Annotated in this window: 16 protein-coding genes and 1 other annotated feature; of the genes, 5 read left to right on the forward strand and 11 right to left on the reverse strand. The window is 55.3% G+C overall.

The annotated features are described in order from the left end of the window. Position 1: 1 nt before the first annotated feature. Together J4613_RS15995 and emrD are read left to right on the forward strand one after the other, a co-directional pair. The gene (locus tag J4613_RS15995; protein WP_001526328.1) at positions 2 to 862 is read left to right on the forward strand and encodes a DMT family transporter; all 861 of its coding nucleotides are present in this window, start codon (positions 2 to 4) and stop codon (positions 860 to 862) included. Between the two features lie 202 nt (positions 863 to 1,064). Beyond that, a complete protein-coding gene (gene emrD, locus J4613_RS16000; RefSeq protein WP_000828737.1) occupies positions 1,065 to 2,249 on the forward strand; it encodes a multidrug efflux MFS transporter EmrD in 1,185 nt (394 codons plus the stop codon). On the opposite strand, the gene J4613_RS16005 is transcribed toward emrD, so the two are convergent. Further along, on the reverse strand, positions 2,176 to 3,261 hold the full coding sequence (locus J4613_RS16005; RefSeq protein WP_111742183.1) for a cellulase family glycosylhydrolase: 1,086 nt from the start codon (positions 3,259 to 3,261) through the stop codon (positions 2,176 to 2,178). The two genes, emrD and J4613_RS16005, sit on opposite strands and share 74 nt — an antisense overlap. Positions 3,262 to 3,324: 63 nt before the next feature. Continuing rightward, on the reverse strand, positions 3,325 to 4,248 hold the full coding sequence (gene dsdC, locus J4613_RS16010) for a DNA-binding transcriptional regulator DsdC (RefSeq protein ID WP_001541637.1): 924 nt from the start codon (positions 4,246 to 4,248) through the stop codon (positions 3,325 to 3,327). 225 nt (positions 4,249 to 4,473) lie between these two features. Between dsdC and dsdX the strand changes: the two genes are divergently transcribed. Both dsdX and dsdA read left to right on the forward strand, forming a co-directional pair. After that, positions 4,474 to 5,811, forward strand: coding sequence for a D-serine transporter DsdX (dsdX, locus tag J4613_RS16015; protein ID WP_000543314.1), 1,338 nt, complete (start codon positions 4,474 to 4,476; stop codon positions 5,809 to 5,811). Positions 5,812 to 5,828: 17 nt separating this feature from the next. After that, complete coding sequence (gene dsdA, locus J4613_RS16020) at positions 5,829 to 7,151, forward strand: D-serine ammonia-lyase (RefSeq protein ID WP_020837877.1); 1,323 nt, start codon at positions 5,829 to 5,831, stop codon at positions 7,149 to 7,151. Positions 7,152 to 7,232: 81 nt separating this feature from the next. Here the strand turns inward: dsdA and J4613_RS16025 are convergent, their stop codons facing one another. The 7 genes from J4613_RS16025 to ibpA all read right to left on the reverse strand — a co-directional run bounded on the left by J4613_RS16025 (position 7,233) and on the right by ibpA (position 11,704). After that, the gene (locus J4613_RS16025) at positions 7,233 to 7,763 is read right to left on the reverse strand and encodes a radical SAM protein (RefSeq protein WP_000147832.1); all 531 of its coding nucleotides are present in this window, start codon (positions 7,761 to 7,763) and stop codon (positions 7,233 to 7,235) included. Continuing rightward, positions 7,760 to 8,122 carry a DUF202 domain-containing protein gene (locus J4613_RS16030; RefSeq protein WP_001113454.1) on the reverse strand — a complete coding sequence of 121 codons (363 nt, stop codon included), beginning with the start codon at positions 8,120 to 8,122 and terminating at the stop codon, positions 7,760 to 7,762. Before J4613_RS16030 ends, J4613_RS16025 begins: the two co-directional genes overlap by 4 nt. After that, positions 8,112 to 8,459 carry a YidH family protein gene (locus J4613_RS16035; protein ID WP_000703964.1) on the reverse strand — a complete coding sequence of 116 codons (348 nt, stop codon included), beginning with the start codon at positions 8,457 to 8,459 and terminating at the stop codon, positions 8,112 to 8,114. Before J4613_RS16035 ends, J4613_RS16030 begins: the two co-directional genes overlap by 11 nt. 119 nt (positions 8,460 to 8,578) lie before the next feature. Continuing rightward, positions 8,579 to 8,896, reverse strand: a complete 318-nt coding sequence (locus J4613_RS16040; protein WP_208293659.1) for a hypothetical protein — start codon at positions 8,894 to 8,896, stop codon at positions 8,579 to 8,581. 6 nt (positions 8,897 to 8,902) lie between these two features. Continuing rightward, positions 8,903 to 10,564, reverse strand: coding sequence for a putative transporter (locus tag J4613_RS16045; RefSeq protein WP_001279793.1), 1,662 nt, complete (start codon positions 10,562 to 10,564; stop codon positions 8,903 to 8,905). Positions 10,565 to 10,752: 188 nt separating this feature from the next. Continuing rightward, on the reverse strand, positions 10,753 to 11,181 hold the full coding sequence (gene ibpB / locus J4613_RS16050; RefSeq protein WP_001246919.1) for a small heat shock chaperone IbpB: 429 nt from the start codon (positions 11,179 to 11,181) through the stop codon (positions 10,753 to 10,755). A gap of 109 nt (positions 11,182 to 11,290) precedes the next feature. Next, positions 11,291 to 11,704 (reverse strand): small heat shock chaperone IbpA, encoded by a 414-nt coding sequence (gene ibpA / locus J4613_RS16055; protein WP_001532742.1) that lies wholly within the window; start codon positions 11,702 to 11,704, stop codon positions 11,291 to 11,293. Then, positions 11,698 to 11,771 (reverse strand) — a sequence feature (ROSE (Repression Of Heat Shock gene Expression) occurs in the 5'-region of heat shock genes and acts as an RNA thermometer to modulate expression.). It overlaps the preceding gene by 7 nt. 242 nt (positions 11,772 to 12,013) lie before the next feature. Between ibpA and J4613_RS16060 the strand changes: the two genes are divergently transcribed. Next, positions 12,014 to 12,346 carry a YceK/YidQ family lipoprotein gene (locus J4613_RS16060; RefSeq protein ID WP_001675643.1) on the forward strand — a complete coding sequence of 111 codons (333 nt, stop codon included), beginning with the start codon at positions 12,014 to 12,016 and terminating at the stop codon, positions 12,344 to 12,346. A gap of 1 nt (position 12,347) precedes the next feature. Here the strand turns inward: J4613_RS16060 and J4613_RS16065 are convergent, their stop codons facing one another. Both J4613_RS16065 and J4613_RS16070 read right to left on the reverse strand, forming a co-directional pair. Continuing rightward, positions 12,348 to 13,574: a DUF3748 domain-containing protein gene (locus tag J4613_RS16065; protein WP_000809950.1), complete on the reverse strand. Its 1,227-nt coding sequence runs from the start codon at positions 13,572 to 13,574 to the stop codon at positions 12,348 to 12,350. Positions 13,575 to 13,695: 121 nt separating this feature from the next. Beyond that, positions 13,696 to 14,405, reverse strand: a 710-nt coding sequence (locus J4613_RS16070; protein WP_208293660.1) for a c-type cytochrome biogenesis protein, incomplete at its 5' end; no start/stop codon positions are given.

Below are 14,405 nucleotides of genomic sequence, written 5' to 3' on the forward strand. Positions count from 1 at the left end.
TATGACACCCTCAACGACGCCTGACGCTATGACCCTTTCCGTTTTCTGCATTTTGCTGTTCGCCGCGCTGCTACATGCCAGCTGGAACGCCATTGTCAAAGCGGGAAACGATAAGCTCTACGCCGCGATCGGCGTCAGCGGTTCCGCGGCGGTCATGGCATTGATCCTTTTGCCCTTCTCGCCGCAGCCAGCTCACGCCAGTATCCCTTTTTTAGCGGCCTCTACCGCGCTCCAGGTGGTGTATACCGTCCTGGTGGCGAAAACCTATCAGGTCTCGGACATGAGCCAGACCTATCCTCTTATGCGCGGCACCGCGCCGCTGCTGGTGGCGCTCATTAGCGTTCTGTTTCTTGGCGACAGCCTGTCGTCGCTGGCCTGGGTCGGCATCGCAGTGATCTGCATGGCGATACTTGGGATGGCCTGTAATGGCCGCGCCAGTTCTCAACGTGGTGTCGTGCTGGCATTAACTAACGCCTGTTTTATTGCCGGATATACGCTGGTGGACGGGACCGGCGTAAGACTCTCCGAAACGGCGCTGGGCTATACGCTATGGTCATTTTTTCTCAACGGCGCCTGCCTGTTAACCTGGGCGATGATTGCGCGGCGGCGGGAAGCGTCGCGTTATCTGGCGCAACAGTGGAAAAAAGGCATTTTTGGCGGGATTGGCACTATGGGATCTTATGGGCTGGCGCTATGGGCCATGACCCAGGCGCCGCTGGCGGTGGTCGCCGCGCTGCGTGAGACGTCGATTTTATTCGGCGCGCTGATAGCCTGGCTGTTGCTTAAAGAGAAAGTGGCCGGGCTACGTCTGGTGGCGGCGGGCGGGATTGCCCTCGGGGCGATTTTACTCCGTCTGTCATGATTGCCCAATAACAGCTGCAGACGTAACACATTCTCGGCAACATTTGTTGCCGCTTTTGTTTACATATCCTGCCGTTCCTTCCCCTGCCATTGCTGGTTGCTGTCTGGCCTTCTTTTTCTGGTGTGATAGATTCCTCTCGCATTTATGGGAATGCGCAGCAAGTTATTCTTATTTTTTCTTTTTTTGAAAAGTAATCAGCGAAATGAAAAGGCAGAGAAACGTCAATTTGTTGTTGATGTTGGTGTTACTGGTGGCCGTAGGGCAGATGGCGCAAACCATTTATATTCCCGCCATCGCCGATATGGCACAAGCGCTAAACGTCCGGGAAGGCGCCGTCCAGAGCGTAATGGCTGCTTACCTCCTGACCTACGGCGTCTCGCAACTGTTTTACGGCCCGCTTTCCGACCGGGTTGGGCGCCGCCCCGTAATCCTCGTCGGCATGTCTATTTTTATGGTAGCGACCCTGTTCGCCATGACCACGCATAGTTTGACGGTGTTGATTGCCGCCAGCGCCATGCAAGGGATGGGAACCGGCGTTGGCGGAGTAATGGCGAGAACGCTCCCGCGCGATCTGTATGAAGGAACGCAACTTCGTCACGCCAATAGCCTGTTAAATATGGGGATTCTGGTCAGCCCGCTGTTAGCGCCGCTGATTGGCGGTCTGCTGGACACCCTGTGGAACTGGCGCGCGTGTTACGCTTTCCTGCTGGTGCTTTGCGCTGGCGTCACCTTCAGCATGGCGCGCTGGATGCCGGAAACCCGCCCCGCCGGCGCGCCGCGTACGCGGCTGATCGCCAGCTATAAAACGCTGTTTGGCAACGGCGCATTTAACTGTTATCTGCTGATGCTAATCGGCGGGCTGGCTGGCATTGCGGTCTTTGAAGCCTGTTCCGGCGTGCTGATGGGGGCAGTATTAGGTCTCAGCAGTATGGTGGTAAGCATTCTGTTTATTCTGCCGATTCCGGCGGCGTTCTTCGGCGCCTGGTTTGCCGGACGCCCGAATAAACGCTTCTCAACTCTGATGTGGCAGTCAGTTATTTGCTGTCTGCTGGCAGGCCTTATGATGTGGATTCCCGGCTGGTTTGGCGTGATGAACGTCTGGACGCTACTCATCCCCGCTGCGCTGTTTTTCTTCGGCGCCGGGATGTTATTTCCACTGGCCACCAGCGGCGCGATGGAGCCGTTTCCGTTCCTCGCAGGCACCGCTGGCGCGCTGGTCGGCGGGCTGCAAAATATTGGTTCCGGCGTACTGGCGTGGCTTTCGGCAATGCTGCCGCAAACCGGTCAGGGCAGTCTGGGATTGCTGATGACCCTTATGGGATTGCTGATTCTGGCGTGCTGGCTGCCGCTGGCGTCACGGATATCGCATCAGGGACAGACGGTTTAACATTCCCCTCGCCCGGCTTTTTGCCGGGCGTTTCACACTCCGGCGCGATCATCGCATTGAGCAGGGGCTCCTGCGCCGGACGCCACGCTCCTTCTTCGCCGTCATAAAACTGTGTGTCCGCGTTTATCGCATACGGAATATGCGCTTTTTTCAGCTCGCAGGCCATAAAACGGGCAAACGCGAACTGTGAAGCGATCGGCGTCATTTTTATCGACTCTCCCGGCGCCCATCCGCCCACCCAGCTTGCATGGCCGGTCTTATGCTGCCAGCGAACCGCAGCGTTAATCCGTGCCCGAATCGCCGCTTTTTCCGCCGCCGTGCCTGACGTCCACGGATATTTACCGCCGCTTTTCAGGGGTCCCCACGGGAAGATGTGCCACTCCGCCAGTACATAGTTCTGGCTTTGCGCCGGCAGTTTAAGCGCCGACAAATCCTCCGGCGCGGCGCGCATGCGGGGGGCAACGAAAATCATCCGCTGTGGGTCAATGGCGTGAATCAGGCGGATGGTTTTGTCATATACGCGATTCAGCGACGCCATATTATGATTAAGTTTGTCGGCAGGCTCATAAATGAGATCGAACCCCAGAAGCGGGGATGTCTGACCAAAATAGCGCGCGACCACGCTCCACCAGTTGATCAGCTCCTTTTCATGGCTGGCGCTGGGATCGGTTTTATACGCATCCGCCTGATAGGCAATAATGGGTATGACGCCATAGTATTCGCAGGCCTCTACCAGCTTACGCAAATGGATGAGGCGCGCTTCCGTCGGCGCGCCTGCCACACGGATACGGACATGCGTTAACCCTTTTGCCTTAAAATCCCGCACGACCAGCGGATCAAACTCGCGGATACCCCGTTCCGTTCGCGCCCAGTCAACATCCATCCCAACGCCAAGCTGCTGCGCATAGCGCGCCGCCGTCAAAGGCATCGGTTTCGCATAGACGACCGCGCTGGTCAGCATGAGAGAGGCAATAAGCGGTTTAAACACGACGCCCCCTAAAATTTTTACCACGGTGATAGCACGTATTTAGCATATTCTCTCCCGGCAGGTGTAGCGGCAAAGCGTAATAAATCTTCACACCTGTTCCTGCAACCAGCGAATAAATGCCTCGATTTTCGGCCACTGCCTGCCAGGCAGAGTGGTGACATAATAATGCTGATGACATTTCAGCCTCATGTCACCAAAAGGCGCAATCAGTTCACCGCTGTCGAGACGCTTTTGCACCAGCCGTTTACGTCCCATCGCCACGCCAATATGGTTCATCGCGGCAATCACCGCTAAATCAGAACGATCGAAGCCAATGCCGGATGAATCCGGCAAATTTACCGCAAAATGCTGCGCCCAACTGTGCCACTCATCGGTGCCCGAATCGTTACTCCACGCCTGTCTGTCGTGTAAGAGCGTACAGTGCCGTAGGTTATTCAGGTTATCCTGCAAGGCGAAACGACGGGCATAATCCGGGCTGCAAACGGGCAAAATTGCCTCATCCATTAAAAAATGGTGCGTGAGCTGCGCCGACGGCGCATCGTCAAAATAGATAGCCAGGTCAATGCCGGCACGCTGTAGGTTAACGTTATCGTTGCCGGTCAGCATAGTGAGAGAAATTGACGGATAGCGACGGGTAAAGTCCCCCAGCGCAGGCACCAGCCAGCACTGGGCGATAGAGGGACGTGAATACACGGTCAGCGTGCCGGACAGTTCCTGATTTTTGATATCGAGGATTTCCTGATTCAACGTATCCAGCGACGATTTCAGCGCCCAGAATACCCGTTTGCCTTCATGGGTAAGCTCCACTTTACGGTGAGAGCGGACAAATAGCTGGATTCCCAACTCGGCTTCCAGTTGATTGATACGATGGCTTACCGCACTTGGGCTTAACGACAGCTCATCTGCCGCCAGAGCAAAGGACTGGTGTCTGGCCGCGACTTCAAAAGTATAGAGTTTGGATAACTGCCAACCGTTGAGTAAGCGGTTTCGGGTATCGCGAAGGGGTTCCATGGCAACCTCAGTCATCTTTTAATTTCCCGAAGTGTAAAAAAACACGCTGAAAAAATCCGCACATAGATGAAGCAAAATGAACCATATCGCAAAATAAAGGCAATATTAGATGGAAATCACATAGTTGATTCAATTTACATCATGTGAATGGCAAATTATATCGTTTGTCAGGGTGTGCTGTTTTTCTGTCCAATAAGAACAGATTAATCACAGGGTAGGTGAGATATGCACGCTCAAATCTGGGTAGTGAGCACGCTGCTGATCAGCATCGTGTTAATCGTATTGACCATCGTGAAGTTTAAATTCCACCCCTTCCTGGCGTTACTGCTCGCCAGTTTCTTTGTCGGCGCGATGATGGGCATGGGGCCGCTGGAGATGGTCACGGCGATAGAAAACGGAATAGGCGGTACGCTCGGTTTTCTGGCCGCCGTTATCGGTCTTGGCACCATCCTCGGCAAAATGATGGAGGTTTCCGGCGCGGCGGAACGCATCGGGCTTACGCTCCAGCGCTGCCGCTGGCTCTCTGCTGACGTGATCATGGTACTGGTGGGGCTGATTTGCGGTATCACGTTGTTCGTGGAAGTGGGCGTCGTGTTGCTCATCCCACTGGCGTTTTCTATCGCTAAAAAGACCCATACCTCGCTGCTGAAGCTGGCCATTCCGCTGTGTACCGCGCTGATGGCCGTCCATTGCGTGGTACCGCCGCATCCGGCTGCGCTGTTTGTCGCAAATAAACTGGGGGCGGATATCGGCTCGGTGATTGTCTACGGTCTGCTGGTCGGACTGATGGCCTCATTGGTCGGCGGCCCGCTGTTCTTAAAGTTTCTGGGTAATCGTCTGCCGTTCAAGCCCGTACCGACAGAGTTTGCGGATCTTGAAGTGCGCGCCGAAAACACCCTGCCGTCGCTGGGCGCAACGCTGTTTACCGTTCTGCTGCCGATTGGCCTGATGCTGGTGAAAACCGTCGCTGAACTGAATATGGCGAAAGACGGCACGTTGTATACGCTGCTGGAGTTTATCGGTAATCCGATCACCGCAATGTTTATCGCTGTCTTTGTGGCGTATTACATACTCGGTCTGCGCCAGCATATGGGTATGGGCACACTACTTACCCACACCGAAAACGGCTTTGGCGCCATTGCGAACATCCTGCTGATTATCGGCGCGGGCGGCGCGTTCAACGCCATTCTCAAAAGTAGCGGGCTGGCGGACACGCTGGCGGTGATCCTCTCAAATATGCATATGCACCCGATTCTGCTGGCATGGCTGGTAGCGCTGATTCTGCACGCGGCGGTCGGCTCTGCGACGGTGGCGATGATGGGCGCCACCGCGATTGTTGCGCCAATGCTGCCGCTCTATCCTGACGTCAGCCCGGAGATTATCGCTATTGCCATCGGTTCCGGCGCCATTGGCTGCACGATCGTGACAGACTCCCTGTTCTGGCTGGTCAAGCAGTATTGCGGCGCTACGCTGAATGAAACGTTTAAATACTATACGACGGCCACGTTTATCGCATCTGTCGTTGCACTGGCTGGCACATTCCTGCTTTCCTTTATCATCTGATCGTAAAGAGACGTACTATGGAAAACATACAAAAGCTCATCGCCCGGTATCCTTTGGTCGAGGATCTGGTCGCCCTCAAAGAAACCACCTGGTTTAACCCGGGCGCCACCTCTCTTGCACAAGGTCTACCGTATGTCGGCCTGACGGAGCAGGACGTAAACGCCGCCCATGACCGTCTGGCGCGCTTTGCGCCGTATCTGGCGAAAGCGTTTCCGCAAACCGCTGCCGCTGGCGGCATGATCGAATCTGACGTGGTCGCTATTCCGGCCATGCAAAAGCGGCTGGAAAAAGAGTATGGGCAAACGATCGACGGTGAAATGCTGTTAAAAAAAGACAGTCACCTGGCAATCTCTGGTTCCATTAAAGCGCGCGGCGGCATCTACGAGGTGCTAACGCACGCGGAAAAACTGGCGCTGGAGGCGGGTCTGTTAACCACCGACGATGACTATAGCGTGCTGCTTTCGCCGGAATGTAAACAATTCTTCAGCCAGTACAGTATCGCCGTCGGTTCAACCGGCAATCTGGGGCTATCGATCGGTATCATGAGCGCCTGCATCGGTTTTAAAGTGACGGTACATATGTCTGCCGACGCCCGCGCCTGGAAAAAAGCGAAGCTGCGTAGCCACGGCGTGACGGTCGTAGAATACGAAGATGATTACGGCGTGGCGGTTGAGCAGGGCCGTAAAGCAGCGCAATCCGATCCAAACTGTTTCTTTATCGACGATGAAAACTCTCGCACGCTATTTCTGGGCTATGCGGTAGCGGGTCAGCGTCTGAAAGCGCAATTCGCTCAACAGGGACGCGTCGTTGACGCCAGTCACCCACTGTTTGTTTATCTGCCGTGCGGCGTTGGCGGCGGCCCTGGCGGCGTCGCCTTTGGCCTGAAACTGGCGTTTGGCGACAACGTCCACTGTTTCTTTGCCGAACCGACCCATTCACCCTGCATGTTACTCGGCGTTTATACCGGTCTGCACGATGCCATCTCAGTACAAGATATCGGTATTGATAACCTGACGGCGGCTGACGGCCTGGCGGTAGGTCGCGCTTCGGGCTTTGTTGGGCGGGCAATGGAGCGTCTGCTTGACGGCCTCTATACCTTAGACGATCAAACAATGTACGACATGCTGGGCTGGCTGGCGCAGGAGGAAGGAATTCGACTGGAGCCATCAGCTCTGGCGGGGATGGCCGGGCCACAGCGCATTTGCGCCGCCGCCGCGTATCAGCAAAGGCATGGATTCAGTCAGACGCAGCTCGGCAACGCGACGCATCTGGTATGGGCAACCGGGGGCGGCATGGTGCCGGAAGATGAAATGGAACAATACCTGGCAAAAGGACGCTAATACTCACTCAGTGCCGGAAAGACGGCAGCGCCATCCGGCACGCCATCGCCTGATGGCGCTACGCTTATCAGGCCTGTGACGTTAACGCAGCATCGCCATCAACTCCTCCGGCGAGCGATGCTGCTTCAGTAAATCCCGCATCACCCGCATATGCGGCGAGGAGTAGTTAAAAAAGGTCTGGTAGCCCTCGCAAAGCTGATTTTTCCCCTGGCTATCCCGATGCTCAGGGCATCCGCCGCCGCAAAATCGTAATAAAGAGCACTTCTGACATTCAGCGCTTAGCGGCACCTTGTCCGGCGCTTCAGCGCCATTCCTGCCGCCGCACCACTGCTGTAGCGTCTCATCAAAAAGGCGAACCGAGATACGCTGAATATCTTCACGTACCCAGATATCAAATACGCTATTTAAAAACCGCCCCCAGTCTGCTGAACACAATGAATCCTCGGTCAACATTCCGTTCCGGTCATGTTCCAACAATGGGATAAAATGGACATTGCGAATGCCGAGCCGTTGTAAGTTACGGTACAGTTGCTGAGGGCGCTGGCTATTCTGGCGATTTACGACGACCTGAATCTGGTCATCACTCACGACAATGTCCTGACGTCCTGTCATATAAAATTCCCGATAAATGCAATAAGTTGGCGAATATGGGTAACAGCAAACAGGATTGCGAGCGACAACACCGCGAGGGAGATCAAAAATTTGTCACGCACGACATGAGTTTCGGAAAAATCGCTATGCGCGACATCCATCAAATTACGACTCAGAGTATAACGCCAAAGAATCACCGCCACTATCGCCAGAACGCTGATCGACACCCAGAACAAGAACCCCGCCTGATGCCAGTGGTGCCTGACGGCTAACGCCATTAACGCCCCGTATCCCAGCAGCGTGCGAAACCAGGCCAGCGACGTACGCTCCGGTTGCAGTCCCGGATCGTTCTGCCGACGGGCTTTACGACTATCCGGCATACAGTACCAGCCCCATTACAATCACCGCGACAATCATCAAAATAACGCTGATGATCAACAGGCTGTGGGTATAGGGCAAATCCTCTTTCAGACGCATCGCTTTTTCATTACGTAACCAGCGTAGATAGCCATAAATCGCCAGGCCGCCCGCAAACAGACACAACAGTAGCGCCAGCAGTTCACGGATCACCGGCGTGGCAAAATCCGGAGCGAGCTGGTCAAGACCGACGCCTGCCGCCAGAAATCCCAGCGAGGTGCGGATCCACGCCAGAAAGGTACGCTCATTTGCCAGTGAGAAGCGATAATCCGGCGCTTCTCCGAGGCGGGAAATCTTCATGACGACTCCTTTTACGTTATTATGTATTCCCGTTTGTTTTCAGAATACCACTCACGTTGTTGCTGATATGCTTCACATTATCCCGCAGCAAGGGAATCTTATTGCAAAATAACTGTAGTTCACTGGTGACGCGTTTCGGCGCAACCGCGCTCATTGCCGCTATTTTTCATTTCAGTTGCGACCTTTTTCAACGCCACCGCCAGGAAAGGCATTATTGCCGAATTAAAAGCTGAAAAACCACCCGTCGCGACGAAAAAAAAGGCGATGAAGATTGATAACCAACTGAAATAAAATGGAATTATGCTCATTGCCATTACGCTGATTAGCACGTTCATTGAGGAAGGAGATAAGAAGAAGAGCAGAAGTGTGACCGGTGCGGCGCGCGTTATCCAGCCTGGATTTAACACAGTGCGTAGGCCGGATAAGCAACGCGCCATCAGGCGCTAACCCATTCCCCAAAAAATCACCGCCAGCAGTTGTGGCGTGATAATACGCAGGAACATCACTAACGGATAGACGGTCGCGTAAGAGAGCGCCGCCGCGCCGCTGGTGGCATGAAGATTGTTGGCAAATGCCAGCGCTGGCGGATCGGTCATCGAACCGGCCAGCATCCCGCATAGCGTCAGATAGTTCATTTTGGCAAAAATTCGCGCCAGCAAACCGACGGTAATCAACGGAATTGCGGTGATGAAAATACCGTAGCCAATCCAGCTTAATCCTTCGCCCTGCGTCAGCGTATCGACAAAATCGCCGCCGGATTTCAGCCCAACGACCGCCAGAAACAAAACGATGCCTAATTCACGCAGCGCGAGGTTGGCGCTCGGCGGCATAAACCAGTACAGCTTACCGATGCTGCCGATACGCCCCAAAATTAGCGCCATGATCAGCGGCCCGCCGGCCAGCCCCAGTTTTAAAGCGACCGGGAATCCCGGCACAAACAACGGGATTGACCCAAGCAGAACCCCTAATCCGATGCCGATAAACACCGGCAGCATCTGCACCTGCTGGAGTTTTTGCTGCGCGTTGCCGACCACATTGGCTACCGCATCAATCGAGGCAGGACGCCCCACCAGATTGAGAATGTCGCCAAACTGCAGGCTGGCGTCGCTACTGGCGACCAGCTCAACGCCCGCGCGGTTAAGGCGGGAGATAACCACGTCATAACGCTCTTTAAAGTGCAAATCGCGGATACGTTTGCCGAGCACTTTTTCGTTGGTGACGACCACACGCTCGACGCGTAAATCCGTGCCGCGCGTCGACAACGAGGTGTCCACTTCCTTGCCGATCACCAGTTGCGCGTTATGCAGGTCGGTAGATTGGCCGACGAGGTGCAGCAGGTCGCCTGCCTGGATAATCGTCCCCGGCGACGGCACCATCAGCGTGTCGTCGCGTTTCAGGCGTGAGCAAATGATTTTATCGCTGTTCAGGATCGGCACATCCTGGATAGCCATATTATTGAGGTTCGGATTCTCGACACGGATATTCATTGTTTGAATTAATGAATGACCGTTAGCGAGAGAGGATTCGTGCTTCTGCGCCTCCGCCTCGACGTTAACGCGAAAAATCAGCCGCATCAGCCACATGGTGAGCAAAATACCGCAGATGCCAAACGGATACGCCATCGCATAGCTCATCCCCATCTGATCCACCAGATCCACTGGCGTTCCCAGATCGCGCAGGATTTGCTGACCCGCCCCTAACGCAGGCGTATTGGTGACTGCGCCGGAGAAAATCCCCAGCACCACTGGCAGCGGAATAGCGAAAATTTTATGCAGAATCGCGGTGACCAACCCGCCCATAATCACAATCAGAACAGCAAACAGATTGAGACGCAGCCCGGAAACGCGCAGCGAGGCGAAAAACCCCGGCCCCACCTGTATGCCGATGGTATAAACAAAAAGGATCAGGCCGAATTCCTGGATAAAGTGCAGCATATCGCCGCTCAGCGTCACCCCAGCCTGATCGACGAAGTGGCCGACGATAATACCGCCGAACAGAACACCGCCAATACCAAAGCCGACACCGCGCACTTTAATGTTGCCGATCCATAAACCGACAACCGCCACCAACGCCAGAACGCTGACCGTCAATGCGATATCACTCATCTTTTCTTCCCTGTGAGTAACATTTCAATTTATAGGGATTATGACTGAACCGTTAAGGCATATATACAGCATGGCGCACATTCTCATGTTACAAAACCGCCCAGACGTCCTGACTTCGGCAGCGTCTTACCCTTTTTCGTGGCACAAAAAAGCCCCGCCATCTCTGGCGGGGCAAGGCAAGGAGCTTATTAGCTATTTAATGCGGAGCGTTCGTTAATGGCGATACGCTGCGGCGCAATGGTTTCCGGCTCGTTACGGGTTAAATCAATATGCAGCAGGCCGTTGGTAAACGTCGCGCCGGAAACTTCCATATTCTCAGCCAGCGTAAAGCTCAGGCTAAAAGGCTGCATGACCAGGCCCTGATGTAACCATTTGGGCTCGTTTTCCGGCTGTTCCGGCGTACCTTTCACCGTCAGGCGCGTGCCTTCCAGTTGAATATCCAGATCTTCCTGACGGAAACCGGCTAACGCTAAGGTAATGCGATAATGGTTATCGTCGCTTTTTTCGATGTTATAGGGCGGGAAGCTCTGGCTTTCGCCGCTGTTTTGCAGCGCATTGGCCAGCTTGTCAAAACCGATCCATTGACGCAGCAGTGGGGATAAATCGTAGTTACGCATAATCATTTCTCCTTCTAAGAAGCGAGTTTTTACCTTCACACTTTACGTGCGAATATGCTCCCTGACGGCGAGCATGGGATGACAGGCCGCGCAACGCGACCCGACGGAATCAGTTAATTTCGATACGGCGCGGTTTGTTCGCTTCCGGAATCACGCGCTCCAGTTCGATATACAGCAGCCCGTTGACCAGGTTTGCGCCGCGAACGTGAATGTTCTCCGCTAACTGGAACTTACGTTCAAAGTTACGCTCGGCAATGCCCTGATACAGGTAAGTACGTTCTTTCTGCTCGTCCGCATGAGCGCCTTTTACCACCAGTAAATTATCCTGGGCAGTAATCTCCAGTTCGCTTTCCGCGAAACCGGCAACGGCAATGGCGATGCGGTAGTGGTTTTCGTCTACCAGCTCAACGTTGTACGGAGGGTAGCCGCCATTACTTTGGCTTTGGTTATTTTCAAGCAGGTTAAACAGACGGTCAAAACCAATGGCAGAACGGTACAGCGGGGATAAATCAAAGTTACGCATAATCATAAACTCCTGAAATCAGCGAGAATGTCAGACCTTCCATCATGGACAGGCCAGGATTGCCAGAACACCCATCAGGCGTGCCCTTCTATTCACTACGTCTTATAAATGGGTCTGAATACGTACTTTTCAAGTATTTTAATCCGACTTTTTTTTGCAGTTTATTGGCTATTGCATAGACTGGTTGGGATAGCACTGATTGTTAAAGTGCGATTACCGCCACAGTGCCACGTACTGGTGATGTTATTTTTAGCAACGGATCGCTATAACTCATCATGCAAATAACGACAACCAACAGATGAATGAGTGATGATAAAAAACGTGTGGTTAACGCTGATAATATGGAATGGGATGCTTTTATTAGGCGGTTGTTCAAGCGTCATGTCGCACACCGGCGGTAAAGAGGGTACTTATCCTGGCACGCGCGCCAGCGCTACGATGATCGGTAACGATGAGACAAACTGGGGCACCAAATCGTTGGCCATCCTGGATATGCCATTTACCGCCGTGATGGATACGATCCTTCTGCCGTGGGACATCTTCCGCAAAGACAGTTCGGTAAGATCGCGCGTCGAGAAAAGCGAGGAGGAGACGAAAATGACCAATGCCGTCATCCCCCCGGCGAAGATGCCTCCTCCCTGATTTATCGCCCGGTTTCCGTCACCCATAGCTGACGGAACCCTTTCACCTCTTCCATCCATGCGACGTGTCGCCCATCCGGTGAAAAAACGACGGCATCCGCAGACGGCGGGTTGTCGTGCCTGGCGGTTAAGAAGTCGATCCTCCCACTTTGTGCGTCGCAGCAGGCAATCCGATTTTCCAGCACCAGTCCCAGCCATTTACCCGACGGATGCCAGTTAAACGCTGACTGTACGCCGGTCGCATGATGCGTTAACTGCCGGGGCTCGCCTCCCTGCGGCGATATCAGCCACAGTTGCGCTACGCCGTTATCGTCCCGCATCAAAAAGGCGATCGCCGTCGCCTGCGGATTACTGCGGACCCAGTGGCGTGGTTCGTTAGTGAGCCCAGGGTAAACACGCTGGTGAGTAAAGGTAAGACGCCGCTGAACGACGCCCAACGGCGGCGATGGCATCGTTGATTCGGTTCCCGTCAGCGGCGTGTCGCCTGCTTGTTTCCAGCCGTTTTCATGACACGGTAAATCGACAATAAACAACTCCGGGACTTTTTTGCCCGTCAGCGACAGCGTATCGCCAATAAAGGCAATCTGGCGGTTGCCCACCCAGCCCTCTTCATAGGCGCGGTTAATGTCATCGCTGCCAGGTCTCGGCGCAGGCGTCGTGCGGCTAACCAGTACGCACCAGTGGCTACCGCTGTATTCGCGCGGATGCTGAACCGGCACCGTTACCGGCCCATACGGCGCGGCCACGCCGACATTACGCAGATCCAGCGCCGGATCGCGCTCATGCAGAACGTGGTCATTATAGGTAAAACTCACCAGCTCGCCGTTCGGGCTAAACACATGGACGTGACTGCCGCCGCGCAGCGCGCCGGGAGTATACGGCGCAGTAATATCCATCGCATCGAGGTTAGTCACACCCTCCGACGTTGCAATAACGCCCCGGCGGTGGTGAAAATCGTAATGCCACGTCTCATCAGGGTTTTCAGGGCCATGAATAAACACATAGTGATTGTCGGCAGGATGCACCGTCACCACACCGACATGCGCGCCCTGCACAGCGCGATAAATCACCTCCACGTCGCCGGTATGCACATTGACACGCTCAATGGTCTTGCCCGTAAATGACGCGCCTGAAGGCCGTACATCAAAGACCAGCCACTGGCTGTCAGGTGTCCAGGTATTGGTGTTGGTAAGCTGGTGATGGCGCGGCGTAAAGGTGATTTGTTTCATAGGATGTCCTGATAAGAGACGATGCTCGTCATCATACTGCACACGGGCTTCACTTTCAGGCTTTAGCGTATCGTTGGGATAGCCAGGCCCGGTGGCGCCTCGCCACCGGGCCGTCAGGGTCTTATTTCTCCTGCGCCAGCCGGATACTGCGCTCTATCACCGCCCGCCGGGCGTCACCCGCCGGCAGCAGCTTCAGCATCATCTCCCAGGCCGCCACCGCCTCGCCAAAGCGCTGCTGCTCAAAGGCGCTGAACGCATACAGGCTTAACACCCGGATATCCGTGTGGTCGCGGCTCACCAGCTGACGCAGCAGCTCCCCGCCGCGGCGGTTATCCTCCGGGTCGGACGAGCGCGTCAGCGCCTCCGCGTAGCCCAGCGCCGCATCGCGGTTTTTCGGGTCCAGACGGTAGGCGTTCGCATAGGCCCCGGTGGCGGTACCGGCATTACCCAGTACCATACCGGTGCGCCCCAGCATGAGCCAGCCCTCAACATTGCCGGCATCATTCTGCAGGCGGGTGCGCAGCCCCAGCGCCAGCCGCGCCATCTCCTCCTCATTCAGCGGCTGCGCCTGCGGGTCCAGCGCCCGCGCCAGCAGCCCGGGCGTCTGCGCCGTCGCCTGCTGCCAGGCCCTCACCTGCGGATAGCTGCCGGTCTGTGAGTAACTGATGGCGGCCACGACCAGCGCCATAACCACGCCCGGCACGTAAACGCCCCACCCGGCGCGCGCGCCGCAAACCGGGGTGTCCGCCGGCAGCGGCTCCCGGCGCAGGCGCACCCGCCGGCGCGTGCGGGCGACGATTATCCACCCGCCCGCCACGATGGCGGCCAGCG

It is taken from the genome of Salmonella sp. 32020114201800008SM (assembly GCF_017572025.1).
GTDB classification, from domain to species: Bacteria; Pseudomonadota; Gammaproteobacteria; order Enterobacterales; family Enterobacteriaceae; genus Salmonella; species Salmonella enterica.